This window comes from Streptomyces sp. NPDC028711, from assembly GCF_055565415.1.
In genome coordinates, this window is the sequence record NZ_JBVHUJ010000011.1 from 86,923 (window position 1) to 113,903 (window position 26,981).

The following is a 26,981-nucleotide window of genomic DNA, read 5'->3' on the forward strand; positions in this document are numbered from 1 at the left end:
CTGAGGAGGACCTCCTGTGAGTGAGCACTTCGTCGGCGCGGGCTGGGCCTTTCCGCTGCGGACCGGGCCGAGCGGTTCCATCGCCCTGGTCCGGCGCGACCGCGAGATCGAGGAGTCGATGCGGCTCGTGCTCGCGACCGCTCCGGGCGAGCGGCCGATGCGCCCCGAGTTCGGCTGCGCGGTGCACGAGCTGGTGTTCGCCCCGGTCAACGACGCGACGATGGGCCGGGTCCGGTACGAGGTGGTGTCCGCGCTCGACCGCTGGGAGCCGCGCATCGACGTGGAGGAGGTCACGGTCGTCCCCGCGCCCGACGAGCCGACCACGCTGTACATCGACGTCCGCTACCGGGTGCGCGGGGCCAACAATCCGCGCAATCTCGTCTTCCCCTTCTACGTCATCCCCTCCGAGGACTGAAAGAGCCGCCATGGCCCTGCCCGCACCCCATCTCGACGACCGCCGCTTCCAGCAGTTCGTCGACGACGCCAAGCGCTACATCCAGCAGGCGTGCCCCGAGTGGACCGACCACAACGTCTCGGACCCGGGGGTCACCCTGGTCGAGGCCGTCGCGCACATGGCGGACCAGCTCGTCTACCGCCTCAACCGGGTCCCGGAGAAGAACCATCTGGCCTTCCTCGACCTGCTCGGGGTGACGCTGTTCCCGCCGGCCGCCGCGCGTGCCGAGATCACCTTCCGGCTCTCCGCTCCGCAGCCGGAGCCGGTGGTGCTGCCCACCGGGACGGAGGTGTCGACCGGGCGTACGGAGACGGAGGAGGCGGTGGTGTTCGCGACCACCGCCGATCTGACCGTCGTGCCGTGCGCGTTGACCCATCTCGTGCGCCAGGAGACGGGGGGTACGCCCGAGGACCGTTCGCAGGACCTGGCCGGCGGCGAGGACGTGCCCGCGTTCTCGCCGGCGCCGCGCGTCGGCGATCTGCTGCTGCTCGGTCTTTCGGCGGCCGTGCCGGACTGTCTGCTCGTCCTCGACCTCGACAGCCGGGTGGACGGCGTCGGCGTGGACCCGCGCCGGCCGCCCCTGGTGTGGGAGGCGTGGACGGCGGCCGAGGGCTGGGTCGGCTGCGAGGTCGACGAGGACACCACGGGCGGCCTGAACCGCCCGGGCGAGGTCGTGCTGCACATGCCGTCCGGGCACGCGGTGTCGCGGCTCGCGGGGCACGAGGCGGGCTGGGTGCGCTGCCGGGTCGTGGAGCCGGTCGAGGGTCTGCCCTCGTACAGCGAGTCTCCGACCGTTCGGGCGGCGGGGGCGTTCACGATCGGCGGGACGGTACGGGCGGCGCACGCCGAGGCGGTACGGGACGAGCCGCTCGGCGAGTCCGAGGGCGTGGCGGGGCAGCGGGTGCGGCTCGCGCACGCGCCGGTCGTCGACCGGCCTCCGCTGCTGCTCCAGGTCGCCGAGCGGGCGGACGGCGGTGGGGACGAGGATGATCCGGAGGCCGGGTGGCAGGAGTGGAGCGTCGTCCGCGACTTCGCCTCCTCACGCCCGGAGGACCGCCACGTCACCCTGGACGCGACCACCGGCGAGATCGCCTTCGGACCGTGCGTGCGCCAACCGGACGGGACGCTGCGGCAGTTCGGGGCGGTGCCGCCGAAGGGCGCGGCGATCCGCGCGGTCCGTTACGGCACCGGGGGCGGCCGGGCGGGCAACGTGGCCCGCTCGACGATCACCGTGCTCCGCAGTTCCATCCCGTACATCGCGCGGGTGGAGAACCGGGAGGCGGCGCGGGGCGGGGTGGACGGGGAGACCGTCGAGGAGGCGAAGTCCCGGGCGCCCATCACCCTGCGGGCGCAGGAACGTGCGGTCACCGCCCGCGACTACGAGGAGCTGGCGCGCCGGGCCGCGCCCGAGGCGGCGCGGATCTCCTGCCTGGCGGCTGACGCGGCCGAGGCGGGCGAGAACGCGGTGCGGGTCCTGGTGGTGCCGCAGGCGGTGCCGGACCGGGGCGGGCGGCTGCGGTTCGAGCAGCTGGTCCCGGGCGAGGAGCTCCTCTCCCGGGTGACCGGTTTCCTCGACGAGCGGCGTCCGCTGGGGACCCGCCTCGCCGTGGGGCCGCCGTTCTACCAGGGGGTGACGGTGGTGGCGACGCTGCACTCCTTCCGGGCGGCGGAGGCGGAGCGGGTGCGGGCCGCGGCCCTCGACGCGCTGTACGCGTATCTGGACCCGCTGACGGGCGGGGCGCACGGCGAGGGGTGGCCGTTCGGGCGCCCGCTGCGGGCCGGGGAGGTCTTCGCGGCCCTCCAGCGGGTGCCGGGGGTGGAGCTGGTGGACGAGGTCCTGCTGCATCCGGCGGACCCGCTGACCGGTCGCAGGGGTGACGTGACGGACCGGATCGAGCTGTCGCCGTCCGCGCTGCTCTTCCCGTTCGACCACCGCGTCCGTGTGATCGAGGCGCGGTGAGCGGGTCGGTACGGGGGACGGTTCCGGGTCTGGCGACGCCGTACCCGCTGGGGGCGGCGCTGCCCGCCGTGTACGCGGAGGACGACTTCGGGCAGCGGTTCGTCTCCGGTCTCGATGTCGTCCTGGCTCCCCTCTTCGGCGTCCTGGACTCCCTCGAGGCGTACTTCTCGCCCGCGCTCGCCCCGGCCGACTTCGTGGACTACCTCGCGACCTGGGTCGGCGCGGAGCTGGACGGCGGCGAGCCGCTTCCGCTGCGCCGGCACGCCGTCGCCTCGGCCGTGGCGCTGCACCGGGTCCGCGGCACGCGGCAGGGCCTCGCTGCGGCGGTCCGGCTGGCCTTCGGCGTGCCTCCGGAGATCTCCGAGAGCGGGGGCGCGAGCTGGTCCGCCGCTCCGCTCGGCCCGTTCCCCGGAACGCCCGTGGCCGGGCTGCGTGTCGTTCTCCGGGTCGCCGACCCGGCCTCCGTGGATCCGCACCGCCTGCGCGCGGTCGTGGCCGCGGCCCGTCCCGCGCACCTGCCGTTCACGGTGTCGGTGACCACTTCCCGTACATCCGAAGGAGCATGACCCTGATGAGTGACGCGCCCCAGACCCGTCCCTGCCCGGACTGCGCGAGCCCGGTCCGGACGACGGACCAGTCTTTCTGTGACAGTTGCGGAGCGTTCCTGCGCTGGGACAGCCCGGCCGTGAACCCGGCCGGTGGGGCCGGGGGGTCCCCGTCCGGCGCCGACGCGGCGGTGCCGGTCGGCGGCACGCCGGGCGGTGACACCGCGCCGGCTCCCGTGGCGCGGCCGGAGCCGTCCCCGGCGACGGCGTCCACGCCGGCCTCCGACGCCCCGGCTCCGGCATCGGCCGCGGCCGGCGCTTCGGGTGTCGGCGGCGCTTCGGGCGTCCCGGGCTCCGGCGCGGCGGACGGCGACCGTCCGGCCGTCGGGCCCGAGGAGGTGACCGCGCCGCTGCCCGCCGTGCCCCCGTCCCCCGAGGCACCCGCGTCGGCAGCCGTACCGGAGGCGAGGCCGGCGTCCGAGGGGCCGTCGGACACGCTCGTACGCTCCCTCCTCGTCCCGGTCCCCGGGAACCGGCCCGCGGAGCCTGCCGTGGCCGCGCCCGTGCTGCCCGCTCGTCCGGAGGCCGCACGTCCGGCGGTACGGGCCCCGGAGGCGCCCGCGCCCGTCCAGGGCGGCGTCCCGTGCCCCGCGTGCTCGCTCGCCAACACCCCGGGCCGTCACTTCTGCCGCTTCTGCGCGACCCCCATGGTCCCCGAGCGGCTCTCCACGGCCGAGGGCCCGTACGCGGGACGGCGTCCCGGTCTGACCCGCGACCGGAGCCGCTGGATCGTCCGTGCCCTGATCGCCACCGCGGTCGTGACCGTGGTGGTCGGCGGTGTCATCGGCGGACCGCCCGCCGCCCGCGCGGTCCAGGACCACTTCGCCACCCGGGTCCCGGTGCACCCCGTCGGCTGGACCGCCTCGCACTCCGCGCCGAAGCAGGAGGCGAAGCTGGCGGGCGACGGCTACTCCAACACCTGGTGGGGCACGGGGTACGCGGGCGACTCGGCGGGCCAGTACCTGGAGGCGCGCTTCGCCGAGCCGACCGATCTGCTGAGCGTCCTCATCACCCCCGGCAGTTCGAAGAACACCACCCAGGCGGACGGTCAGGCGACCCCGCGCACCTTCGACCTGGTGGTCAGGGACTCCTCGGGCGAGACGCGGGTCTCGCACCACCGCGTCAACGACGGTGGCACCCAGCGGGTCGACGTGCGGGTGCGCGACGCGCTGTCGGTGCGGCTTGTGCTGCGTACGGCGTGGCGGGCCGACCCCCGGAAGCAGGTGGCCGTCGCGGAGCTGGAGTTCTTCGGCAGGTCCGTCTCCTGACGTCCCCCGCCGGGGCGGGGGGCCACCGGAAGGTGAGCGGCCGGCGGGTCAGGCGCGCAGCCACACCGCCGTGTCCACCGGTAGGCGGCCGTCCGGGTCGAGCGGGCCGCTCGACAGGAGCAGGCGCTCGTACGGCGGGAGGCCGGCCGGGCCCTCGGAGAGGTTGACCACGCACATCAGGCCCTCGGTCCGGGCGAAGGCGAGCACTCCCGCCCGCGCGGGCAGCCATGTCAGGGGGCCGTCGCCGAAGCCGTCGGCCGTGCGGCGGAGCAGCAGCGCCTCCCGGTACAGGGCCAGCATCGATCCCGGGTCGGCCCGCTGCCGGTCCACCGCGTAGTCGTGCCAGTCGGGGGGCTGCGGGAGCCACGGCTCGGTGTGCGCACCGAATCCGTACCAGGGTTCGTCGGCCGTCCACGGCAGGGGGACGCGGCAGCCGTCGCGGCCGGGGTCGGTGCCGCCGGAGCGGGCGTGCATGGGGTCCTGGATCCGGTCGAGCGGGATGTCCGCCTCGGGAAGGCCGAGTTCCTCGCCCTGGTAGACGTAGACGGAGCCCGGGAGTGCCAGGGTCAGCAGCGCGGCGGCGCGGGCCCGGCGGGTGCCGAGGCCGAGGTCGGTGGGGGTGCCGAAGGTCTTCTTCGCGAAGTCGAAGCCGGTGTCCGCGCGTCCGTACCGGGTGACGGTGCGGGTCACGTCGTGGTTGCACAGGACCCAGGTCGCGGGGGCGCCGACCGGGGCGTGTTCGGCGAGGGTGTCGTCGATGGTGCGGCGCAGCCGGTCCGGTTCCCAGGGGCAGGAGAGGAAGGTGAAGTTGAAGGCGGTGTGCAGTTCGTCGGGGCGGAGGTAGCGGGCGAAGCGTTCGGCGTCGGGGAGCCAGACCTCGCCGACGAAGACACCGTCGTACTCGTCGGCTATCGCGCGCCAGGAGCGGTAGATGTCGTGGATCTCGTCCTGGTCGATGTACGGGTGCGGGTCGACGCCCTCGACGAAGTCGCGGAGGCCGGGGTCCTTGGTGAGCAGGGCGGCGGAGTCGATCCGTACGCCGGCGACTCCGCGTTCGAACCAGAAGCGGAGGATCTCCTCGTGCTCGCGGCGGACGTCGGGGTGGGACCAGTTGAGGTCGGGCTGTTCGGGGGTGAAGAGGTGGAGGTACCACTCGCCGTCGGGGACGCGGGTCCAGGTGTTCCCGGAGAACTGGGACGGCCAGTCGTTGGGCGGGAGTTCGCCGCGCTCTCCCCGGCCGGGCCGGAAGTGGAAGCGCGCGCGGGCGGCGCTGCCCGGGCCTGCCTCCAGTGCCTCGCGGAACCAGGTGTGCTGGTCGGAGACGTGGTTGGGGACGATGTCGACGATCGAGCGGATGCCGAGGTCGCGGGCCTCGGTGATGAGTTTCTCGGCGTCGGCGAGGGTGCCGAAGGCGGGGTCGATGGTGCGGTAGTCGGCGACGTCGTAGCCGCCGTCGACCAGCGGCGAGAGGTACCAGGGGGTGAACCAGACGGCGTCGACGCCGAGTTCGGCGAGGTGGGGCAGTCTCGCCCGGACGCCCGCGAGGTCCCCGGTGCCGTCGCCGTCGCCATCGGCGAAACTGCGCGGATACACCTGGTAGATGACGGCGTCGCGCCACCAGTCGTCGGTGCGATGCGAGTGCGGGGCTGCCACGTGAGGGTCCTTTCGGGCGGGTCGGGGCGGGTGGGCCGGTCAGCCCTTGAGTCCGCCGGCGGTGAGGCCGCTCATGATGTTGCGCTGGAAGACCAGGAAGATGAGCAGGGTCGGCACGGAGGCGATGGTGAGCGCGGCGATCAGCACGTTCACGGGCACGCCGTTGGACAGGGAGTAGATCCCGACGTTGAGCGTCTGCAGGGCGGGGTCGGGGAGCGTGAGCATCGGCCAGAGGAAGTCCTTCCAGACGCCCACGACCGCGAAGATCGACACGACTCCGAGGATCGGGCGTGAGAGGGGCAGCACGATCGACCACAGGGCCCGCGTCGGGGACGCTCCGTCGAGGGACGCGGCGTCCAGGAGTTCCTTCGGGATCGAGTCGAAGAAGCGCTTGAGCAGGAAGATGTTGAACGCGTTGGTGACCGAGGGCAGCCAGATCACCCAGGGCGTGTTCAGCAGGTTGCGCTCGAAGATCGGCAGGTCGAGGACCGTCAGGTACTGGGGTACGACGAGGACGGTCGCCGGGATCATGAGGGTCACGAGCATCAGGCCGAGCACGGCCTTGCCGAACACGGGCCGGAGTTTGGACAGGGAGTACGCGGCGGCCACGTCCAGGACGAGCTGGAAGGCGAGCGCTCCGAACGCGTAGTAGAGGGTGTTGAAGAGCAGGGTCGCGAGGTCCATGACCTCCCAGGCCCGGGTGTGGTTCTCCGGTCGGAAGGATCCCGGCACCAGGGTCGGCGGTGTCTGGATCACTTCCTGGGTGTCCTTGAAGCCGCTGGACACCAGCCAGTACAGGGGCCCGAGGAACGCCAGGGTGAAGCCACCGACGACCAGGGCGAAGACGGTCCAGTAGAGGACCTTGCCCCGGGGTCGGGCGAGCTGTGCCGGCGAGATGAGTGTGCGTGTGGACATGCTGGTCTCCCCGGTCCTACTCGTCCTCGGCGCGGCTGAGCCTGACGTACGCCGCCGAGAATCCGGACAGGAGTACGAGCAGGAGCAGGCCGAGCGCCGCCGCGGCACCGTAGTTGTTGAAGTTGAAGGCGTATTGGTAGATGAGGTGGACGACGGTCGTGGTCGATCCCTCGGGTCCCGCCCCGCCGGTGAGCAGGAACGGTTCGACGAAGACCTGCATGGTCGCGATGATCTGCATGAGCAGCATCAGGGAGAGGATGAGCCGGGTCTGCGGGATGGTGACGTGCCAGATCTTGCGGAGGATTCCGGCGCCGTCGAGTTCGGCCGCCTCGTACAGCTCGCCGGGGATGCCCTGGAGGGCGGCGAGGTAGATGAGGGCGGCGCCGCCCATGTTCATCCAGGTCGACGCGATGACGACGGAGAGCAGGGAGAGGTCGGGGTCCTGGAGCCATTGCTGCTCCGGGAGGTGGAGGAGGCGGAACAGTTCGTTGAGGAGCCCGTAGCCGGGGTCGTACAGGTACTTGAAGAGGAGGACCGAGGCGACCGGCGGGAGCATGACGGGCAGGTAGACGAGCAGCCGGAGGTAGCCCTGGCCGTGGTGGAACTCGTTGATGACGAGGGCGACGACGAAGGGGACGGCGAAGCCGAGGACCAGTGCGAGCGCGGTGAACAGGAGCGTGTTGCGCCAGGCCTGCCAGAAGGCGGGGTCGTTGACGACGGTGAGGAGGTTGTCCAGGCCGACCCAGGTCGTCTGTCCGCTCTCGGTCTTCTGGAAGGCCAGGAGGAACTCCCTGACCATCGGGTACCAGGAGAAGAAGGCGAAGCAGAGGACGGCGCCGATGAGGAAGCCGTGGGCGGTGAGGTTGCGCCGCACGCTCTTCGCGAGGCGGTCACGGCCGCCGGGGGCCGGGGGGCGCGCCGGCGGCGGGGAGTGGCGGGGGCGGCCCGCCTTGCTCGGGGTGACGCTGGGGGCCGACATCATCGCTCCTTGGTGCTGGTCTGCCGGGGTGGGGTTCGGGGGCCGGCGAGGGCGGTTCGGCGCGCCCCCGCCGGGGGCCGTCACTGGGTGGCGAGGACCTGGTTGACCTGTGCCTCGGCGGTGGCGAGGAGCTTGTCGATGTCGGCGTCCTTGTTGGTGAGGAGTCCGGACATGACGTTGTCGAGGACCTTGTAGACCTCCTGCGCCTTCGGCGGTTCGGCCTTGCCCGCGACGGGGTTGTCCATGAAGGTCTTGAAGTTCGCGACGGGCATGGTGGCGTGGGCGAGCCGGGCCGCGTCGTCCGTGCTCTTGGACTCGTTCAGCCAGAAGTTGGGCTGCGGTACGCCCACGGGCAGGGCGTCCTTCTTGGCGCGGGCCCAGTCGAACTGGCCCTTGCCGACCGTGAGGTTCTTGAAGTTGAGCCAGGCGACGGCGGCCTTGATCCTGTCGCCCGGGATGCCCTTCTTGATCATGTAGTTGTTGCCGCCGGCGAGGGTGTTCTTCTCGCCGGGTATGGGGCCCATGCCGAAGTTCTCGTACTCCGCGCCGAGCTGCTGGACCATGTACGCGATGTCGTCGGGGGCGGCGAGGAACATGCCGAGCTTGTCGGTGGCGATCTGCTTCTGGAGGTCGCCCCACTTGAGCAGCTGGGTCTTGCCCATGCTGTCGTCCTCCCAGCGCATGGCGTGGAGGTTCTTCGCGACCTGTCTGCCGAGTTCGTTGTTGAACGCGGCCTTCTTGCCGCTCGCGTCGACGACCTCACCGCCGATGCTGTACATCTGCGCGGTGAAGTGCCAGCCGCCGGTGTTGCCGGCGCTGTACTCGCCGAATCCGGCGATGCCGTCGCCGAGTGCGGCGATCTTCCTGGCGGCGGTGCGGACCTCTGCCCAGGTGCGCGGTGGGGCGTCGGGGTCCAGGCCGGCCCGGGTGAAGAGCCTGCGGTTGATCAGGAGGCCCATCGTGTAGTTGCTGGTGGGCAGTCCGTAGAGCTTCCCGTCGTGCTTGAGGGAGCCGAGGACGTTCGGGTCGATGTCCTTGAGGAGCGGCACGCTCTTGTCGTGGACGTACGCGGTGATGTCCGCGGCTCCGTCCTCGGAGAGCACCTGCGGCAGGTCGGTGAAGTAGGTGTAGAACACGTCCGGCTGGGACTTGGCCTTGAGCATCGCGGTGAAGCGCGGCGGTTCCAGGCACTGGCCGGGGGTGGAGCGGCCCTCGATGGTGACGTTCGGGTACGTCTTGTTGAACTCGGCGACGTCCTCCTTCCACTCCCTGAGCTCGGCCGCCTTCGCCGCGGGGGGCATGCAGTCGATGGTGAGCGTCACCTTGGTCTTCGGGTCCAGCGGGGTGGTGGGGTCGGACGAGCCGCCGCCCTCCGAAGCGCCGCCGCCGTTGTTGCTGCTGCTCGTGCCGCAGGCGGCGAGTGCGGTCAGCGTGAGCGCGGAGGCGAGGGTGACCGCGCTGGCGCGGCGCGTACGGCGGAACCGGGCACTTCTCATGGGTGGTCCCCTTCGGGCCTGAACGTGGAGGTCGCCCCACCGCCTGTGCGTTGTGGGGCGCGGCACACTCAATCACCCTCGACAAGTGAACGCAAGATATCGCGCTGATTTAGTAATTGCCTGACAGGCAGCGGAATATGGGGGTGATGGGAGGCTCACGAAGCCGACACCTGGCGGGCCGCAGAGGCGTGCCGTCACCCCGCGCTTCTCGTGACGGTCAGAACGCACGCAAGACCGATGCACGTGGCTGCAAGCCACCTGCATCGGTCTCGCGCAAGGGGTACGGCTGCGGTTACGGGTTGAGGTTGATCCTGAAGGTGGAGGTGGTGTTGCGGACGTCCACCGCGTTGCCGCTCAGCCGCAGACCGTTGAAGGTCACCTCGCCCACGGCGGGCCCCTGCCCCGACTCGGGCATCTCGTTGGCCCACAGGCCGAACCCGGACTTCGCGTCGAAGGCGTCTCCGCTCCTGCGCGCTCCCGTGACGGAGACGTCCGTGAACACGGTGTCCTTGATGGGGAACTGCGGTTGACCGCCCACGTAGTTCGTCTGGAACATCACGCCGCTGTAGGTGGGGTCGACGATGTCGACGTGGTTCACCCTGATCCCCTGGAAGACCTTGGAGGCGGAGAAGACCCAGATGCCGGGGAAGGTCTGGGAGCCCCAGAAATGGCCGCCTGCCCGCACGATCGAGATGTTCTCGAAGGTCGTGGGCCCGGTCCCGAAGCCGTTCATCGGATAGCCGAAGTCCAGGGAGGAGATGGTGATCCCCGAGTAGACGAGCGTGTCGGCGATGTGGATGTTGCGGAAGGTGTTGTCGTAGCCGCCGTAGACGGCCACCCCGGCAGCCCGCCAGGTGAGGGTCGAGGTCAGGTTCTCGTAGACGTTGTTCTTCATGTCGGCGCCGCCGGCGTCGATCGCGGAGAACAGGGCGAAGCTGTCGTCACCCGTCGCCCGCGCGTCGTTGTTGACGACGTGGTTGTCCGTCGAACCGTTGGTCATGTTGATGCCGTCGGCGAACATGTTGCGGATCCGGGAGTTCTTGATCGTCATCCGGTCGGTGTTGGCGCCCCAGTAGAGGCACACCATGTGCTCGTTCCAGATGTCGTCGATCACGATGTCCGACACATTGGCGAAGTCGAACACCTTGCCCGGTCCGTCGATGCGCGAGGTGTAGTTGCCGAAGTAGGCGAAGCCCTTGAACAGCGAGCCCTTCGCCGTCGCCTCGGCGCGGAAGCCGACGTCGGTGTTGTCCTGTGCCGAAGGCGCGTGGAAGGCCGTGTACCAAGGTCCCGCGCCCACCACCTTGACGGGCTTGCCGTACACCTGGAACTTGCTGGACGTCTGGTAGGCGCCCGGCGGCAGATAGACGCCGACGAGGGTGCCTGTGGTGTCCATCCGGACCTTGTCCAGGGCGTTCTGCACGTCCTGGTGGGTGAAGCCGGCCGGCACGGTGTACGTGGCCGGGTCCGGGTTCGCGACCGGGGCGACCTGCTCCAGGTTCACGAAGTCGATCGCGTAGGTGGAGGTGTTCGCGGCGTCCTTCTGGAGCCGGATCCTGGACCCGGCCGGGACGTTCTCGCCCAGCAGGATGTGCGCCTCGTCGTAGATGTGGCGCGGGGCGCCCGCGCCCGGGGAGTTGCCGGGGGCGGTCTCGGCGCCGTACAGCCACGCGTACTTCGACGTCAGCGGCAGCGCCTTCTTCAGGACGCCGTCGACGTACACGTTGATCGTGGAGTCGATGCCGCCGCCGCCCGGGGCGTCCGGGAGGGAGAAGCGGGTCACCAGGGTGTTGGTCGGGCGCCGGGTGGTGAACTCGACGTACTCCCCCGTCGCGTCCAGGCTGACGGCCTTGCGGCCGGAGGCCTCGCCCGCGATGTCGCCGACCGTGCGGTTGGGCCCGGCGACGGTGGCTCCGCCGCCGACGGAGCCGTCCTCCGCCTCGTACATGTCGTACGGCATGTCGGCGCCGCGCCCGACGAAGAGGGGCTGGGTGGAGGTGTTGTTGGCACGCTTGACCGGCAGTTCGTTGGCGTCGTCGGCGAGGACCGTCCTCACCGTGTACGAGCCGTTGGCGGCCGTCCACGGGCCGAGGTTCACCTCGGCGCTCGCACCGGCCGCGAGGGCTCCGGTGTGGGCGCCCGTCAGGGTCTTGACGGTGGCGCCCGTCGAGTCCGTCAGGGTGAGGGTGACGCCGTGGCCGCCCGCCGCGCTCGCGGCGGTGCCCTGGTTCTTCAGGGCCACCTTGAAGGTGACCGTGTCACCGGCGGCGGGGCTGGACGGTGAGGTCGTCACCGCGGCGGCGACCAGGTCGGAACTGGACACCGGCCTCACCACCAGGTCGGTGGCGCTGGTGTAGGTGTTGTTGGACTCGTTCTGCTCGATGACGGCGTTCGCCTCGTCCGCGACGGCGCTCAGCTGGTACGTCCCCGCGTCGCGGGCCCCGATGGATGCGCTGACCGTGGTCTGGGCGCCGGCGGCCAGGGCGCCGACCTGGGCGGTGGCGACCTTGGTGCCGCCGAGACGCAGCGCGACCGCGCTGGCCGGTGCGGCGGCCGGGCCGCTGTTGCGGACGGTGGCGCTGACCGTGACCGGGGCCGACTCGACGGGTGAGGCGGGCGAGGTGGTCAGGCCGGTGACTTCGAGGTCCGGGTTGGGGGCCGGGACTCCGATCACCTGGAACTCGGCGAGCTGGCCCGCCGGGGCTCCGGTGTTGGTGGTGAACTTCAGCTGGACGTCGGCGACCCGGGCGGTGACGGGGATCGTGACGGTGTTGCCGCTCGCCGGGTCGAAGGTGTAGCTCTTCGCGGCGGCGAGGCCGGTGAGGCCCGAGGCGCTCTGTTCGCGGCCGAGGACCTCGACGGTCTGGCTCCGGGTCGACCAGGCCGTGTCCGGGTTGAGCTTGAGGACGAGGCTGTTGACGTCGGCGTTGGAGCCGAGCTTGACGGTCAGGGTGTTCGGGTAGCTGCCGCCCGCGCCTTCCCAGTAGGTGCTGACGTTGTTGTCGTTGGCGTTGGCCGCGACGAAGGTGTGCACGACGGAGGAGGCTTTGATCTCCTTGCCGATGGCGAGGTTGGAGCCCGTCCCGCCGCTGCCGGTGCGGGTGACGGTGTTGCTGTCGGGCGACTGGTTGCCCGCCGCGTCCTTGGCGCGGACCCGGTAGCTGACCGACTGGCCGGCGGGCCGGGTGTCGGTGAAGGTGGTGACATCGCCGGCGACGCCGGTCAGCAGGGTGCCGTTGGCGTAGATGTCGTAGCCGGTGACGCCGGTGTCGTCGGTGGCGGCGTTCCAGGTGAGCCTGATCTTGTCGGTGGCCGGCTGGGTGTAGGCGAGGTTCGCGGGGGCGGTCGGTGCCTGGGTGTCCCCGGACGTCGGGCCGTAGATCTCCAGCTCGGAGACCTGGGCGGCGGGCTGCGCGGTGTTCGCGGTGACGAGGACGCGGACGTACCGGGTGGTGGTGGCGTCGAAGGTGATCGTCGCGGCCCGTCCCCCGGCGGCGTCGAAGGTGTACGCCTGGGAGGCGGTCAGGTCGGTGAACGTGGTGCCGTTCGTACTGCCCTGGATCTTCAGGGTCTGGCTGCGGGCGCCCCAGCCGTCCGGGAGGCGCAGCACGACCCGGTCGACGCGGACGGAGGAGCCGAGGTCGGCCTGTATCCACTGCGGGAGAGCGTTGTTGGCGCTCTCCCAGTAGGTGGCCCGGTTGCCGTCGTTGGCGTTGCCCGCGACGTACACCTCGGTGTGGCTGCTCGCGGTCAGGGTTCGGCCGCTCGCCAGGTTCGTGGAGGAGCCGTCGGCGGCGTGCACCTCCAGTTCGGAGAGCTGGGCGGCCTGCCAGCCGGAGTTGGCGGTGATGTCGACCCGGACGAACCGGGTCTGGGTGGCCGGGAAGCTCACCGTGACGGTATTGGCCGCGCCCGGGGTGAAGGCGTAGGAGGCGGAGCTCTTCAGGGTGGCGAAGCTCGTGCCGTCGGCACTGCCCTGGACGGAGAGGGTCTGGTCGCGGCTCTCCCAGCCGACGGGCAGCTTGAGCACCACCTCGTCGACGCGGGTGGTGGCGCCCAGGTCGACCTGGACCCACTGCGGCAAGGTGCTGCCGGCGCTCTGCCAGTACGTTCCCTGGTTGCCGTCGGTGATGTTCGCGGCGTCGTACTCGGCGTGGGTGCTGGCCGCCGCGGCGGCGTCGCCCAGGGCGATGTTGGGGCCGCCCGCCGCCCGGGCGGAGATGAGGGGCCCTCCCAGCACCAGGAGGCTGGTCGCGATCACGGCGCCCAGGCTCCGTGATCTCCAGTTGCGGATGGTCATCTGTCCTCGCTCTCGAATCGTCGCATCGCGCTCATCCGGCCCTGTTGACGACGAACTGCGAACCGGGCTCGACGAGGACGTCTCCCTCGGCGGAGTTGCTGATGGTCACTCCGGTCAGCGTCGCGCTGCCGCGGGCGCCGCTCATCGCGAGGATTCCGGAGCCGTTGACCGACTTGTCGATGCGGACGTTGGTGATCTTCACGTCCGGCATCTCGCCGCCACCCGTCTTGAACTGGATACCGTCGTAGGTCGAGTCGAGGATCTCGGTGTCCCGGATGGTGACGCCGGGGATGGGCTGGCCCTGGGCGAAGAGGGTGATGGCACCGAACTCCTGGTCCTCGTTCCAGAACGCGCCGCCCGTGCGGTGGAGGGCGTTGTTGGAGATGAGGGTCTGGCCGGAGAAGGGCAGCGGGTCGTGGTCGGTCGCCAGCATGATCCCGGGGTAGTTCATGGTGTCGGAGATGATGTTGTTCTCGATGGTGTTGCCGTAGCCGCCGTAGACCGCGATGCCGTTGGCACGCCAGGGCAGCTGGATGGTGTTGTTGCGGAAGTGGTTGTCGTGGCCGACGTCGACCGAGGTGTCCTTGACGTACTTGCTGGCCCAGACGGCCAGGGCGTCGTCGCCGGTGTTGCGGAAGGACGAGTTGAAGACGGTGGAGTTGCGGGTGCCGTTGGCGAAGTTGATGCCGTCGGCGTAGGTGTTGCGGATCCGCATGCCGGTGAACTCCAGGCCGTCGCCGGGGCCCCACAGCTCGGGGAGGTTGGAGTAGTCGCGGCCCGCCCAGACGCCGACGTTGGCGTGCTCGATCCACACGTTGCTGATCTTGGTACCGGTGCCGAAGCGCCCGTTGAGGCCGACGCCTCCCTCGGCATTGCCGTCGCCGCCGCGGATCGTGCCCGAGCCGAAGATGGCGATGTCGGAGATCTGGGTGTTGTGGTCGATGTCGAAGCCGAAGTTGCCCTCGTGCGGGTGGTTGATGCCGCCGGCCTCGTGCGGCGGGGTGAGGGTGTAGAGCTGGGAGTGCCACATGCCGGCGCCGCGGATGGTGACGTCGCGGATGCCGACCTGGTTGAACTGACCGCGGTTGAGCGGGTCGTCGGTGAGGATCTTCTGCTCCTGGCGCCATTGGCCGGCGGGGATCCAGACGCAGGGGATCTGGCCGTTCTGGTCGGCGGTCACCGCGCGCTGGAGGGCGTCGGTGTCGTCGATGCCGTCGTTGGGGACGGCGCCGTACTCGGTGATGGAGACGCAGTTCGCGGGCTTGGCGGCCGGGGGTGCGACCTGTTCCAGGTCGATCAGGTCGATGATGTGGAAGGCCGCCCGGTCGTCGGCGTCGCGCTGGAGGCGGAACGTGGTGCCCGCCGGGTACGACTGGGAGAGCAGGGCGTGGGACTCGTCGAAGAGACGCCGGGCGTCGCCGCCGGGCCGGTTGGTGAGTCCTTCGGGGTCGTCGGTGCTGCCGTACAGCCAGCTGTGCTTGGACGACAGGGTCAGCTTGCGGACGAAGACGTCGTTCGCGTAGAGGCTGATCGTGGCCTCGGCGCCGCCGCCGGTGGCCGCGTCGGGCACGGAGTTGCGGACGACGAGGGAGTTGGCCGGGTGGGTGGAGGTGAACTCGACGAACTCACCGGTGGTGTTCAGCCGGACCGACGCGCGGCCGGAGGACTCGGTGGCGAAGTTGGTGTGCCCGAAGGTCCGCTTCTGGTCGGTGGTGAGCAGGGTGCCCTGGTAGCGGGCGTCCTCCGCCTCGTACTCGGTGTAGGGGACAGCCGCGCCCCGGCCCACGACGAGCGAGCGCGAGAAGACGTTGTTGCTCTCGTCGGTCTCGGTGACGGTGCCGGTGGCGTCGGCCGTCGCGGTCAGCGTGGCGCCGCCGGTCGTGGCGGTCCAGCTGCCGGAGATCGGCACGGTGACCGACTGGCCGGCGGGGACGGCGCCGGTGGTGCCGCTGAGGGTGGTCGCCGCGGCGGTGAGCCGGGTGACGCTGCTGGCCGCGACTCCGGTGGTGCCGCGGTTCTGGACCGTGACGGTGAAGGTGACGGCGGTGCCGACGGCGGGGCTGGCCGGGTTGGTGGTGATGGCCGTGACGCGGAGGTCGGGGCCGGGGCTCTGGCCGACGACCAGCTTCGTGGCGGCCGTACGACTGTTGTTGCCGTTGTCCAGCTCGGGGACGGTGTCGCTCGGGTCGGCCACGGCGGAGACGGTGTACGAGCCCATGGGCCGCTTGCCGACAGTGACCGGGACGGTCGCCGAGGCGCCGGCGGCGAGCGGACCGACCGGGGCGGACCCGGCGACGGCACCCTCGACACTGACCTCGACGGTGGTGGCGGCCGCCGTGGCGGTGCCGGCGTTGCGCACGGTGGCCTGGACCGTGACGGTCTCCGTCTCGGAGGGGGCGGACGGGGTCCAGGTGAGGCCGGTGACGGTGAGGTCGGGGCTCGGCGCCGCCGTACCGACGACCTGGAACTCCGCGACCTGGGCGCCGGGGGCTCCGGTGTTGGAGAAGAAGGTGAGCCGCAGGTCGGCGTAGCTTCCGGTGACCGGGATGGTGACGGTGTTCTGCCCGGCGGACGGGCTGAACGCGTAGTCGGCGCGGGCCTTGAGCGAGGTGAACCCGGAGGCGGCCTGCGCACGGCCGAGGACCTGGATCGCCTGGGTGCGCGGGCCCCAGATCTGGTCCGGGTTGAGTTTGACGACCACGGCCGTGACGTCGGCGTCGGCCCCGAGCTTCACGGTGAGGCTGGACGGGAAGCCGGCGGACTCCCAGTAGGTGCCGGTGTTGTCGTCGTTGGCGTTCGGGGCGACGTACGTCTGGGTGGTGGAGGTCGCCTCGATGGGCTTGTTGCGGGCCAGGTTGGCGCCGGTGGGCGGTGGGTCGACCGGGCCTGCGCTCTCGCCGTACACCTCGACCTCGGAGAGCTGGGCCGCGTTCCAGCCGGTGTTGGCCGTCACCTGGACCCGGAGGTACCGGACGGTGGCGGAGGTGAGGCCGATGGTGACGGTGTTCGCCGCCGCGGGGTCGAAGGACCGTGGCTGGGGCGCGGCGAGGGTGGTGAAGGTGCCGGCGTCGGTGCTGCCGAGTACGGCGACGGTCTGGGAGCGGGCGCCCCAGCCGGTGGGGAGTTTGAGGACGGCGCTGTCGACCCGGGTTCCGGCGCCGAGGTCGATCTGCACCCACTGGGGGAACGATGCGGCCGGGCCCTCCCAGTAGGACTGCTGGCTTCCGTCGGTGACGTTGCCCGCCGGGTACGCCCCGTGGGCGCCGGTGGCCGTCACCGTTCTGCCGAGGGCGAGGTTGGGTGCGGCCGCCGCGTGGGCGGTGACCGGCAGGAGCCCGATGGCGACCAGTCCGGCTATCAGGACGCCGATGGTCAGCCGCCAGCTCAGGATTTTGCCTCTCATATGGGCCTCTCCGTCTGCTGGGCCGCGGCTCGGCGCCGACACAGTGCCTCTCGCCAGGAACCCAGCGGAACTCTGACAATGAATGACGGCGAGATACAGACTAATTGAGCATTTTCGTTAATCTTTTGCGCCGCCGGGGTGTCAGGTTTCTAGCAGGTCACGGCTTTGTCAACAGCCATGACAGAAACGGGGGTTGAGGCCCTCCATCCGCGCAGGTCAACGAGAAACGGCTCCGGCGCCGAGGGAGGCCGTGGGGCCTCCCCGGCGCCGGAGCCGGGATCGGGAGCGGAAGGATCAGACGGTCGGCGGCGGCGCCGTCGAGCCGCGCACCACGAGTTCGGGCTCGAAGAGGAGCTCACCGGGATCCGTCTGGGTGCCCGAGATCTGGGCGCAGAGCAGCTCGACGGCGGCCCGGCCCATCGCCTCGATGGGCTGGCGCACCGTGGAGAGCGGCGGCTCGGTGCAGTTCATGAAGGCGGAGTCGTCGTAGCCGACGACCGACACCTGGGCGGGGACGGAGAGTCCGCGGCGGCGTGCGGCCCTGATGGCGCCGAGGGCGAGCGGGTCACTGGCGCAGACGATCCCGGTGACGCCCCGATCCAGGAGGCGGGTGGCCGCTGCCTGGCCTCCTTCGAGCGAGAAGATCGACCGTACGACGTACTCGTCCGGCAGTTCTCCGCCGGCGGCTTCGACCATGGCCCGGGCGGCTTCGAGCTTGCGACGCGACGGCACGTGGTCGCCGGGGCCGAGGACGAGGCCGATCCGCTCGTGGCCGAGGGAGGCGAGGTGGCGCCACGCCTGCTCGACGGCGACGGCGTCGTCGCAGGAGACACAGGGGAAGTTGAGCCCCTTGATGGAGGCGTTGATGAGGACCACCGGGATGTTGCGCTCGGCCAGCTGGTGGTAGTGGTCGTGCGGTGCGTCGGCCTGCGCGAACAGGCCGCCGGCGAAGACGACGCCGGACACCTGCTGTTGGAGGAGGAGGTCCACGTAGTCCGCCTCGGAGACGCCACCCTTGGTCTGGGTGCACAGCACCGGGGTCAGGCCCTGCTGCGCGAGGGCGCCGCCGATCACCTCGGCGAACGCGGGGAAGATGGGGTTCTGCAGCTCCGGGAGCACGAGGCCGACCAGACGCGCGCGCTCTCCGCGCAGCTGCGTGGGCCGCTCGTAACCGAGCACGTCTAGAGCGGTGAGCACGGACTGCCGTGTCGCCTCGGAGACACCGGGTTTGCCGTTGAGGACACGGCTGACCGTCGCCTCGCTGACTCCCACCTTCTTGGCCACTTGAGCAAGTCGTCGCGTCATGAGCGCAAGAGTATCGCAAGCCGCGCAAGCGAGTTGCGTCGCTGCGGAGTCCTTGCAGGAGACGAACGCAATCGGCGCGAGAGGGGCGCCCACCTTCCGGACCCGAAGGGTTGACGCCCCCAGGGGCGCCCCATAACTTCAAGCCTTGATAAAAGGCCTGCTGTTGCGATCCGCCCCGGCGTGGAACGACGAAAGGGTTGTCAGGTGCATAACATACTTACGCGTGGTCTCGCGTTCCTCCGAGGAAGGAGAGGCGGAGCAGCCGTCCCTCACCGCCACCGCCCCCTCACCGCGCTCACCGCCGGCGCCCTCGTCGCGGGCAGCCTGGTCCTCGCGGGCCCCGGCACCGCGCAGGCCGCCGGCGAGCGGGTCGACGTCTGGCTCACCACCACCTCCGACTCCGGCGGCCGTACCGTCACCCGCGGTCTCGCCCCGCAGGCGCCCCTCGCGTTCGGCCCGGCCGGCGGCACCGCGTCCCACACGATCAGCGTCGACGAGGGCACCACGTACCAGCAGTTCGAGGGCGGTGGCGCGTCGATCACCGACACGACCGCCCATCTGCTGCGCGGGGGCGCCGTCAGCGCGGCCACCCGCGACGAGGTGATGCGCAAGCTGTTCTCGCCGACCGAGGGCATCGGTCTCTCCTTCGTCCGCAATCCCATCGGCGCCTCCGACCTCTCCCGGCCCGGGAACGTCTCCCTCGACGACACCTGCTGCGACCTGAAGGACTTCGGGTCCAACGGCTACGACACGAACGTCCGGCTCCTGACCGCGCAGGCCAAGCAGCTCAACCCGGCGCTGCGGGTCAAGGGCGTGCCCTGGAGCGCCCCCGGCTGGATGAAGGACAACGGCCGCATGGACCAGATGGGATGGCTGAAGGCCGAGTACTACCCGCTGTACGCCCAGTACCTGGTCAGGTACGTGCAGAGCTACCAGGCCGCCGGAGTGAAGGTCGACTACCTCTCCGTGCAGAACGAGCCGAACTGCTGCCAGGCCGGCAACCCCACCGCCATGAACTACCCGGGGATGAGCTGGAATCCGGCCGGGCTCGTCGAGTTCACCAAGAACCACGTCTACCCGGCCTTCCGCGCCGCGGGCATCACCACCAAGGTCCTGGTGCACGACTGGAACTACGGCGACTACGCCAACTTCGGCGCCGGGGTCCTGAACGACGCGGGCGTCCGCAACGACCCCCTCTTCGGCGGCATCGCCTGGCACGGCTACTTCGGCGACCCAGCCGTGGGCACGCAGGTCCACGACCAGTACCCGGCTGTGCGGCAGTTCAGCACCGAGCACTCGGGCGGCACCTGGATCGCGAACCAGCACGACGAGGACCTCAGGGACATCGTCGACTACGCGCGCAACTGGAGCGGCAGCCTGGTCAAGTGGAGCCTCGCCCTCAACCAGGACATGGGCCCGCACAACGGCGGCTGCGGCACCTGCACCGGTCTCCTCACCGTGCAGGAGGGCGGCCCCCGCGCCGGGCAGGTCGACTACACGATCGAGTACTACACGACGGGTCACCTGACCAAGTTCGTCAGGCCCGGGGCGTACCGCATCGCCTCCACCGCCAACAGCACGGTACGGAACGTGGCCTGGCGCAACTCCGACGGCACCAAGGCGCTGATCGCCCACAACGGCGGCACCTCCGCCCAGTCCGTGCGGGTCGACTGGGGCGGCCAGTCCTTCACGTACACGCTGCCCGCCCGTACCACCGCGACCTTCACCTGGGCGGGGACGCCCGGCGGCGGGACCGGTGCCGGGCCGCTGACCGGTCTGGCCGGGAAGTGCCTGGACGTGGCGGGCGGGGCCACCGCCGACGGCACCCCCGTCCAGCTGTACGGCTGCAACGGCACCGCGGCGCAGCGCTGGACCATCGCCGCAGACGGCAGCGTGCGAGCCCTCGGCAAGTGTCTCGACGTCACCGGCGGTTCGACGGCCGACGGGGCGCGGGTGCAGTTGTACAACTGCAACGGCACCGCCGCGCAGCGCTGGACCTACGACGCCTCGACGCACGACGTGGTCAACACGGGTGCGGACAAGTGCCTCGACATCACCGGCAACTCCTCCGCCGACGGGACCCGGGCGCAGATCTGGACCTGCACCGGCGGGGCCAACCAGAAGTGGACCCACAGCCCGTCGTGACCCGTGGCCCGTGCCGACCGGGCACGTCCTGACCTCCCCCGTCCCCCGCATCCGTTCCAAGGAGCCCGTATGCCCCCCGCACGTCCCCGAAGGACGGTGAGCGCGGCGGTGGTCGCCGTGACCGCCGTGCTCACCGGCCTGCTCACCGGCGGTCCGCCGAGCGCCGCCGCCCAGGAGCCCGCTCCCCGAGCCGTCGACCGGTTCGAGGGCGAGGTGCCGTTCGCGAGTCCGCCCGCGGAGGGCCTGTTCACCTGGGGCGACGCCGCGCGGTCCCACCCCACGCTCGAACTGAGGGAGCGCGCCGACGCGCCCGAGGGCGGCAAGGTCCTCGAAGGCCGCTACGACATCGGCGGCTGGGGCGGTTTCACCCATGACTTCGCCTTCGACCGGCCGGCCCACGACTGGACCGCGTACCGGGGCATCCGGCTCTGGTGGTACGGCCAGAACACCGCGCCGCTGCCTCCCGGCTCAGGCCGGCGGATCGCCCTGGAGATCAAGGACGGCGGTGCGAACGGGGAGGCGTCCGAGCTGTGGACGACGTCCTTCACCGACGACTGGGAGGGGTGGCACCTCGTCGAGATCCCGTTCTCCGAGTTCACCTACCGGACCGACTACCAGCCCGTCGGCGGCATCGACCAGGTCCTCGGGCTCGACCGGATGTGGGGGTACGCCGTCACGCTCCCCACCGGCGGGCCCGGGGCGTTCGCCCTGGACGGCGTGGAGCTGTACGGCACGGCGGAGCCCGCCCTGAACACGAAGGTGGTCACGCGGTCCGTCGTGCATCCCGTCGACGAGGGCGGCAGCGCCCGGGTCGACGTCTCCGTGGCGACCACGGGCTCCGGTCCGGTCGGTGAGCCCGTCACCGTCTCGTACGAGACGGGCGACGGCAGCGCCGAGCCCGGGAAGGACTACCGGCCCGTGACGGGCAGCGTCGTGTTCCCCGCCGGCACGCCCTCCGGTACGACCCGCTCGATCACTGTGCCGACGCTGAAGGACGGTGCGGCCGAGTCCGCCGAGACCGTTCCGCTCCGGCTGACGGTCGACGGCGCCAAGGCTCCCGCGGAGAACCCGGTCGTCGTGGTGAACGCGCACGGCCTGCCGTACCTCGACAGCCGGTTGCCGGTACGCAAGCGGGTCGCGGACCTGCTCTCCCGGATGTCTCTCGCGGAGAAGGCCGGGCAGATGACGCAGGCCGAGCGCAACGCGCTGCGCGCGCCGGGCGACATCGCCGGTTACGCCCTCGGGTCCCTCCTCTCCGGCGGCGGTTCGGTCCCCACCCCCAACACGCCCGAGGCCTGGGCCGCGATGGTCGACGCGTACCAGCTGCGCGCGCAGGCGACCCGCTTCCAGATCCCCCTGATCTACGGCGTGGACGCGGTGCACGGCCACAACAACGTCATCGGGGCGACGATCATGCCGCACAACATCGGCATCGGCGCCGGCCGCGATCCCGAGTCGGCCGCGAGGACCGGCGCCGTCACCGCGAAGGAGGTGCGGGCCACCGGTGTCCCCTGGGACTTCGCCCCCTGCGTCTGCGTGACCCGCGACGAGCGCTGGGGCCGCTCCTACGAGGCCTTCGGCGAGGACCCGGCGCTTGTCACCGCCATGGAGACCGTCATCAACGGCATGCAGGGCGCCCGGAACGGGAAGGACCTCGACCGGAACGACAAGGTCCTCACCAGCGCCAAGCACTTCGTCGGCGACGGCGGCACCGCCTTCGGCTCCTCGGCCACCGGCTCGTACACCATCGACCAGGGCGTCACCCGGGTCACCCGCGCGGAGCTCGAGGCCGTGCATCTCGCCCCGTTCGCCGAGGCGGTGCAGCGCGGAACCGGCACGGTCATGCCCTCGTACTCCTCCCTGGACGTTCTCGGCGACGACCAGGGGCCCGTGAAGATGCACGCCAACGCCGAGATGATCAACGGAGTCCTGAAGGACCGCATGGGCTTCGAGGGCTTCGTGATCAGCGACTGGCAGGCCATCGACCAGATCCCCGGCGACTACCCCAGCGATGTGCGCACCTCGGTCAACGCCGGACTCGACATGATCATGGTGCCGACGAACTACCAGGAGTTCACCCGGACCCTCACCGCCGAGGTCGAGGCCGACCGGATCTCCACCGCGCGGATCGACGACGCCGTGGCCCGCGTCCTCACCCAGAAGTTCCGCCTCGGCCTGTTCGAGAAGCCGTACGCGGACACCACGAACCTGCCGTCGATCGGTTCCCCCGAGCATCGCGCGGTGGCCCGCGAGGCCGTGGCGAAGTCGCAGGTGCTCCTGAGGAACGAGGGCGCGGTCCTGCCGCTGAAGCCCTCGCAGAAGGTGTACGTGGCCGGGTCGAACGCCGACGACCTGGGCAATCAGGCCGGTGGCTGGACCATCAGCTGGCAGGGCTCCTCCGGTCGTACGACCACCGGGACCACGATCCTCGAAGGGATGCGCGAGGCGGCTCCGGACGCCGACATCGCCTGGTCGAAGGACGCCTCCGCCCCGACCGGGGGCTATGACGTCGGTGTCGTGGTGGTCGGCGAGACGCCGTACGCCGAGGGGTTCGGCGACGTCGGCAACGGCAACGACCTCGAACTGACCGCCGCCGACAAGGCGGCGGTGGACACGGTCTGCGCGGCGATGCCGTGCGCGGTCCTGGTCGTGTCCGGGCGGCCGCAGTTGATCGGTGACCGGCTGCCGGCCGTCGACGCGCTCGTCGCCTCCTGGCTGCCCGGCACGGAGGGCGCCGGTGTCGCCGATGTCCTCTACGGCAGGCGGCCGTTCACCGGTCAGCTGCCGGTGACCTGGCCGAGGTCGGAGGCGCAGCTGCCGATCAACGTCGGCGACAGCAGCTATGACCCGCAGTACCCGTACGGCTGGGGCCTGACGACGCTCACCCCGGCGCCGACCGGAGGGGAGTCCGCGCTGCGGACGGTCCGCGTCGCGGCCAAGGCGCTCCAGGCGGCCGGCCGTGGCCGCTCCCCCGAGGGCCGGAGGCTCGTCGTGGCGGCGCGGCTGATCGTCCAGGAGCGGATCGGCCAGAACGTCACGGAGGCCGTGGCGGGGCCGTTCGCCGAGGCGGACCATCTGCTGCTCACGGGCGATCTGGTGGGCGCGGTCGGCAAGTTGGCGGAGGCGTACCGGGCCGCGGGCTGACGGGTCGGCCCGTCGACGAGTCGGCCCCCGGGACGAGGTCCGTCCCGGGGGCCGGGCTTGTCGGGCGCCTCTCACCCGGCTACCTTGCATTACTGGGGCGCGCCCCAGTGGGAGAGCCGTCAGAAGCTCATCGGAACGGCCACCGGAGTGGTCGTGCCCGGGGTGGCCTTCCTGGGCGCCCTGCTCGGAGCCTCGTCCCGGATCGGGCCGATGGAACTCCTGCTGCTCCTCGTGTTCTCGCTGGGCGTCCCGGTGTTCGGCGCCATCCTCCTGCTGCGGGCCGTTCGCCGTTGACGCCGGGGCCGTGTCGTACGCCCGGAGTCGACGTCAGGCCGTGGGCGGCCCGGGGCTCCGGAGCACATCGGAACGCGCCGCTGCCCCCGCCGAATCCGTGGTTCGGCGGGGGCAGCGGGGAAGCGGCGTCGGCTCAGCCGGCCAGCAGCTGGAGGGTGTCGATGACGCGGTTCGAGAAGCCCCACTCGTTGTCGTACCAGGCGACGACCTTGATGTGGCGGCCCTCGACGCGGGTGAGCTCCGAGTCGAAGATCGACGAGGCCGGGTTGCCCGTGATGTCGGAGGAGACGAGCGCGTCCTCCGAGTACTCGAGGACACCGGCGAGCGGGCCCTCGGCGGCGGCGCGGTACGCCGCGAGGACGTCCTCGCGGGTCACGTCGCGGGCGACGGTGGTGTTGAGCTCGACGATCGAGCCGACCGGGACGGGCACGCGGATCGAGTCGCCCGACAGCTTGCCGTCGAGGTTCGGCAGCACGTGGCCGATCGCCTTGGCGGCACCCGTCGAGGTCGGCACGATGTTGACGCCGGCGGCGCGGGCGCGGCGCGGGTCGCGGTGCGGGCCGTCCTGCAGGTTCTGCTCCTGCGTGTAGGCGTGGACCGTCGTCATGAAGCCGTGCTCGATGCCGGCGAGGTCGTCGAGGACCTTGGCGAGGGGCGCGAGCGCGTTGGTCGTGCACGAGGCGTTCGAGACGATCGTGTGCAGGTCCGCGTCGTACGCGTCGGTGTTGACGCCGTACGCGAGCGTGACGTCGGCACCGTCGGCGGGCGCGCTGACGAGGACGCGCTTGGCACCGGCGTCGATGTGGCCGCGGGCGGCCTTGGCCGACGTGAAACGGCCGGTCGCCTCAAGGACGATCTCGACGCCGAGCTCGGCCCACGGCAGCTGCGCCGGCTCGCGCTCGGCGAGCACCTTGATCCGGTGGCCGTCGACGACGAGGGTGTCCCCTTCGACGCTCACCGGGCGGCCGAGGCGGCCCGAGGTCGAGTCGAAGGCGAGCAGGCGGGCGAGGGCCTTCGGCTCCGTCAGGTCGTTGACAGCCACGACCTCGAGGTCGGTGTCGCGCTCCAGCAGTGCGCGCAGCACGTTGCGTCCGATGCGGCCGAAACCATTGATGGCGATGCGAGTCATGAGGTGTGTCCCTTTCTGCGTCGCCACCAGGTTCGCTCGGCGGAACGTGTCTCGACAGAGGCGGGATCGCCATGGTCCGCAAGGATCGCGCCACACACCTGCCCTTCCCCCGTTCCTCCCCCTCGGAGAGACTGCCACCCATGCCCGCCGCACTCCGCCTCCCCGCCGCCGCCCTGGCCTGCGTGGCCGTCACTCTCTCCGCCACCGCCTGCGGTCCGTTCCTGGGCGACCTGAGCAGACCTGGGATTCTCGGCAAGGCGATCACAGCGACGGATGCGGCGACGTCCGTCACCGTTCACACCGACGTGCTCTCTTTGATGGTGCCGATGAAGGGCTACGTCTCCACCGACGACCGGGGGAACTGCACCGCCACGATGTCCTACGGCGGGGCGGGCACGGTCGAACTGATCAAGATCGAGGGCAAGGACGTGTACCTGCGCCGCGACGAAACGTTCCTGCGCACGCAGGAGCGACACCGGAGCCCGGAGGATCTGGAGGCCCTGATCGACGAGCTCAGGGGGCGCTGGACGAAGCCGCCCGTCGACGGCCCCGACGCCCCGCCCGAACTGGAGCAGCTCTGCGGCGGGAAGAGGGACTCCTCCGCGTTGGGGAACGGCTGGGACGACGACTCCGCGGAGGGCGAGGCGACCACCGTCGAGGGGCGGAAGGCGCTGAAGCTGACGAAGCCGGTCGGCACCGACGGCGGGACGACCACCGTCTACATCGCCGCCGAGGGCACCCCGTACCTCCTGAAGATCGTCACCGCGGGCGGCGAGGTGCGGGGGACGACCACCTTCTCGGACTACGACAGGCCGGTCGAGGCGAAGGCCCCGCCGGCCGAGGACGTCGTCGTCACCGACTGATCGTCGGCACAGCCGGGCGGGCCGGACCCGACGGGAAGGGCCGGACAAGGCCCTGGCGAGGTGCCGTGCCGGGCGCCGCGGCCCCGGCCGCGATCCGCCGGACGGGCCCTAGTCGCCCTGCGTGAAGGTGCGCCGGTACTCGCTCGGTGTGGTGCCCAGGATGCGCTGGAAGTGCAGCCGCAGATTCGCGCCGGTACCGAGACCGGCGTCGGCGGCGATCTGCTCGACGCTCCGCTCCGAGCGCTCCAGGAGTTCACGGGCGAGGTCGACGCGAGCGCGCATGACCCACTGCATGGGCGTGTAGCCGGTGTCCTCGACGAAGCGCCGCGAGAACGTGCGGGGCGAGACGGCCGCGTGCTGGGCGAGCGTGTCGAGGGTGAGCGGCTCGCCGAGCCGGTGCAGTGCCCATTCGCGGGTCGCGGCGAACCGTTCACCGAGCGGCTCGGGCAGGCTGCGCGGCACGTACTGGGCCTGACCGCCGCTGCGGTAGGGGGCGGCGACCAGACGCCGGGCGGCATGGTTCGCCGCGGCCACCCCCAGGTCGCCGCGGAGGATGTGCAGGCACAGGTCGATGCCGGAGGCCGCGCCCGCCGAGGTGAGGACGCTGCCCTCGTCGACGAAGAGGACGTTCTCGTCGACCCGGACGAGAGGGCGTTTCGCCGCGAGGGCCTGGGTGTAGTGCCAGTGGGTGGTGGCGCGCTTGCCGTCGAGCAGTCCCGTCGCGGCGAGCGCGAAGGCGCCGGTGGAGATCGCGGCCAGGCGCGCGCCCCGGTCGTGGGCCGCGATCAGCGCCTCGACGACGGCGCGCGGCGGGTCCTCGCGGTCGGGAAAGCGGTAGCCGGGGACGAAGACGATGTCGGCCCACGCGAGTGCGTCGAGGCCGTGGGCGACGGCGTAGGAGAGGCCGTCGCCCCCGGTGACGGGACCGGGTTCCGCGCCGCACACCCGCACCTCGTACGGCATGCTCGCGCGGGTCGTGAACACCTGCGCCGGGATGCCGACGTCGAGCGGCTTCGCCCCTTCGAGCACGAGGACGGCGACGCGGTGGAGGCGGAGGGTGGGTGGCAC

17 protein-coding genes are annotated in these 26,981 nt (G+C 71.2%); 8 read left to right on the plus strand and 9 right to left on the minus strand.

Translation table 11 applies throughout. The annotated features are described in order from the left end of the window. The first annotated feature begins 16 nt into the window (after positions 1-16). The 4 genes from ACZ4VK_RS29035 to ACZ4VK_RS29050 are packed head-to-tail and all read left to right on the plus strand — an operon-like array spanning position 17 to position 4,287. The gene (locus ACZ4VK_RS29035; protein WP_468358261.1) at positions 17-415 is read left to right on the plus strand and encodes a GPW/gp25 family protein; all 399 of its coding nucleotides are present in this window, start codon (positions 17-19) and stop codon (positions 413-415) included. 10 nt (positions 416-425) lie between these two features. Then, positions 426-2,414 (plus strand): putative baseplate assembly protein, encoded by a 1,989-nt coding sequence (locus tag ACZ4VK_RS29040; protein ID WP_468358264.1) that lies wholly within the window; start codon positions 426-428, stop codon positions 2,412-2,414. Then, a complete protein-coding gene (locus ACZ4VK_RS29045) occupies positions 2,411-2,980 on the plus strand; it encodes a phage tail protein (RefSeq protein ID WP_468358267.1) in 570 nt (189 codons plus the stop codon). The genes ACZ4VK_RS29040 and ACZ4VK_RS29045 overlap by 4 nt, the downstream gene beginning before the upstream one ends. 5 nt (positions 2,981-2,985) lie before the next feature. After that, positions 2,986-4,287, plus strand: a complete 1,302-nt coding sequence (locus ACZ4VK_RS29050) for an NADase-type glycan-binding domain-containing protein (RefSeq protein ID WP_468358270.1) — start codon at positions 2,986-2,988, stop codon at positions 4,285-4,287. A 48-nt stretch (positions 4,288-4,335) separates the two neighbouring features. Here ACZ4VK_RS29050 and ACZ4VK_RS29055 read toward each other — a convergent pair whose 3' ends face one another. The 7 genes from ACZ4VK_RS29055 to ACZ4VK_RS29085 all read right to left on the minus strand — a co-directional run bounded on the left by ACZ4VK_RS29055 (position 4,336) and on the right by ACZ4VK_RS29085 (position 18,338). Continuing rightward, complete coding sequence (locus tag ACZ4VK_RS29055) at positions 4,336-5,940, minus strand: glycoside hydrolase family 13 protein (protein WP_468358273.1); 1,605 nt, start codon at positions 5,938-5,940, stop codon at positions 4,336-4,338. Positions 5,941-5,979: 39 nt separating this feature from the next. After that, positions 5,980-6,855: a carbohydrate ABC transporter permease gene (locus tag ACZ4VK_RS29060; RefSeq protein ID WP_468358276.1), complete on the minus strand. Its 876-nt coding sequence runs from the start codon at positions 6,853-6,855 to the stop codon at positions 5,980-5,982. 16 nt (positions 6,856-6,871) lie between these two features. Next, a complete protein-coding gene (locus ACZ4VK_RS29065; RefSeq protein WP_468358279.1) occupies positions 6,872-7,834 on the minus strand; it encodes a carbohydrate ABC transporter permease in 963 nt (320 codons plus the stop codon). Positions 7,835-7,914: 80 nt separating this feature from the next. Continuing rightward, the gene (locus ACZ4VK_RS29070) at positions 7,915-9,330 is read right to left on the minus strand and encodes an extracellular solute-binding protein (RefSeq protein ID WP_468358282.1); all 1,416 of its coding nucleotides are present in this window, start codon (positions 9,328-9,330) and stop codon (positions 7,915-7,917) included. A gap of 292 nt (positions 9,331-9,622) precedes the next feature. After that, on the minus strand, positions 9,623-13,630 hold the full coding sequence (locus ACZ4VK_RS29075) for a discoidin domain-containing protein (RefSeq protein ID WP_468358285.1): 4,008 nt from the start codon (positions 13,628-13,630) through the stop codon (positions 9,623-9,625). A gap of 31 nt (positions 13,631-13,661) precedes the next feature. After that, positions 13,662-17,033 (minus strand): CARDB domain-containing protein, encoded by a 3,372-nt coding sequence (locus tag ACZ4VK_RS29080; RefSeq protein ID WP_468358288.1) that lies wholly within the window; start codon positions 17,031-17,033, stop codon positions 13,662-13,664. A gap of 294 nt (positions 17,034-17,327) precedes the next feature. After that, entirely contained in the window at positions 17,328-18,338 is a 1,011-nt protein-coding gene (locus tag ACZ4VK_RS29085) for a LacI family DNA-binding transcriptional regulator (RefSeq protein ID WP_468358291.1), read from the minus strand. 324 nt (positions 18,339-18,662) lie between these two features. On the opposite strand from ACZ4VK_RS29085, the gene ACZ4VK_RS29090 reads away from it, so the two are divergent. The 3 genes from ACZ4VK_RS29090 to ACZ4VK_RS29100 all read left to right on the plus strand — a co-directional run bounded on the left by ACZ4VK_RS29090 (position 18,663) and on the right by ACZ4VK_RS29100 (position 23,921). Next, positions 18,663-20,483, plus strand: coding sequence for a lectin (locus ACZ4VK_RS29090; protein WP_468358815.1), 1,821 nt, complete (start codon positions 18,663-18,665; stop codon positions 20,481-20,483). A gap of 69 nt (positions 20,484-20,552) precedes the next feature. Further along, positions 20,553-23,627 carry a glycoside hydrolase family 3 protein gene (locus ACZ4VK_RS29095; protein ID WP_468358294.1) on the plus strand — a complete coding sequence of 1,025 codons (3,075 nt, stop codon included), beginning with the start codon at positions 20,553-20,555 and terminating at the stop codon, positions 23,625-23,627. Positions 23,628-23,711: 84 nt separating this feature from the next. Then, a complete protein-coding gene (locus ACZ4VK_RS29100; RefSeq protein WP_468358297.1) occupies positions 23,712-23,921 on the plus strand; it encodes a hypothetical protein in 210 nt (69 codons plus the stop codon). Between the two features lie 133 nt (positions 23,922-24,054). Here the strand turns inward: ACZ4VK_RS29100 and gap are convergent, their stop codons facing one another. Beyond that, entirely contained in the window at positions 24,055-25,050 is a 996-nt protein-coding gene (gene gap, locus ACZ4VK_RS29105; RefSeq protein WP_468358300.1) for a type I glyceraldehyde-3-phosphate dehydrogenase, read from the minus strand. Positions 25,051-25,190: 140 nt separating this feature from the next. Between gap and ACZ4VK_RS29110 the strand changes: the two genes are divergently transcribed. Continuing rightward, positions 25,191-25,913, plus strand: coding sequence for a hypothetical protein (locus ACZ4VK_RS29110; protein ID WP_468358303.1), 723 nt, complete (start codon positions 25,191-25,193; stop codon positions 25,911-25,913). A gap of 108 nt (positions 25,914-26,021) precedes the next feature. On the opposite strand, the gene ACZ4VK_RS29115 is transcribed toward ACZ4VK_RS29110, so the two are convergent. After that, complete coding sequence (locus tag ACZ4VK_RS29115; RefSeq protein ID WP_468358306.1) at positions 26,022-26,981, minus strand: GlxA family transcriptional regulator; 960 nt, start codon at positions 26,979-26,981, stop codon at positions 26,022-26,024.

Coding starts and splice junctions, on each gene's coding strand:
- ACZ4VK_RS29095 (WP_468358294.1), top strand. CDS start 20,553: ATGCCCCCCGCACGTCCCCGAAGGACGGTGAGCGCGGCGGTGGTCGCC.
- ACZ4VK_RS29085 (WP_468358291.1), bottom strand. CDS start 18,338: ATGACGCGACGACTTGCTCAAGTGGCCAAGAAGGTGGGAGTCAGCGAG.
- ACZ4VK_RS29070 (WP_468358282.1), bottom strand. CDS start 9,330: ATGAGAAGTGCCCGGTTCCGCCGTACGCGCCGCGCCAGCGCGGTCACC.
- ACZ4VK_RS29110 (WP_468358303.1), top strand. CDS start 25,191: ATGCCCGCCGCACTCCGCCTCCCCGCCGCCGCCCTGGCCTGCGTGGCC.
- ACZ4VK_RS29080 (WP_468358288.1), bottom strand. CDS start 17,033: ATGAGAGGCAAAATCCTGAGCTGGCGGCTGACCATCGGCGTCCTGATA.
- ACZ4VK_RS29065 (WP_468358279.1), bottom strand. CDS start 7,834: ATGTCGGCCCCCAGCGTCACCCCGAGCAAGGCGGGCCGCCCCCGCCAC.
- ACZ4VK_RS29050 (WP_468358270.1), top strand. CDS start 2,986: ATGAGTGACGCGCCCCAGACCCGTCCCTGCCCGGACTGCGCGAGCCCG.
- ACZ4VK_RS29040 (WP_468358264.1), top strand. CDS start 426: ATGGCCCTGCCCGCACCCCATCTCGACGACCGCCGCTTCCAGCAGTTC.
- ACZ4VK_RS29075 (WP_468358285.1), bottom strand. CDS start 13,630: ATGACCATCCGCAACTGGAGATCACGGAGCCTGGGCGCCGTGATCGCG.
- ACZ4VK_RS29060 (WP_468358276.1), bottom strand. CDS start 6,855: ATGTCCACACGCACACTCATCTCGCCGGCACAGCTCGCCCGACCCCGG.
- gap (WP_468358300.1), bottom strand. CDS start 25,050: ATGACTCGCATCGCCATCAATGGTTTCGGCCGCATCGGACGCAACGTG.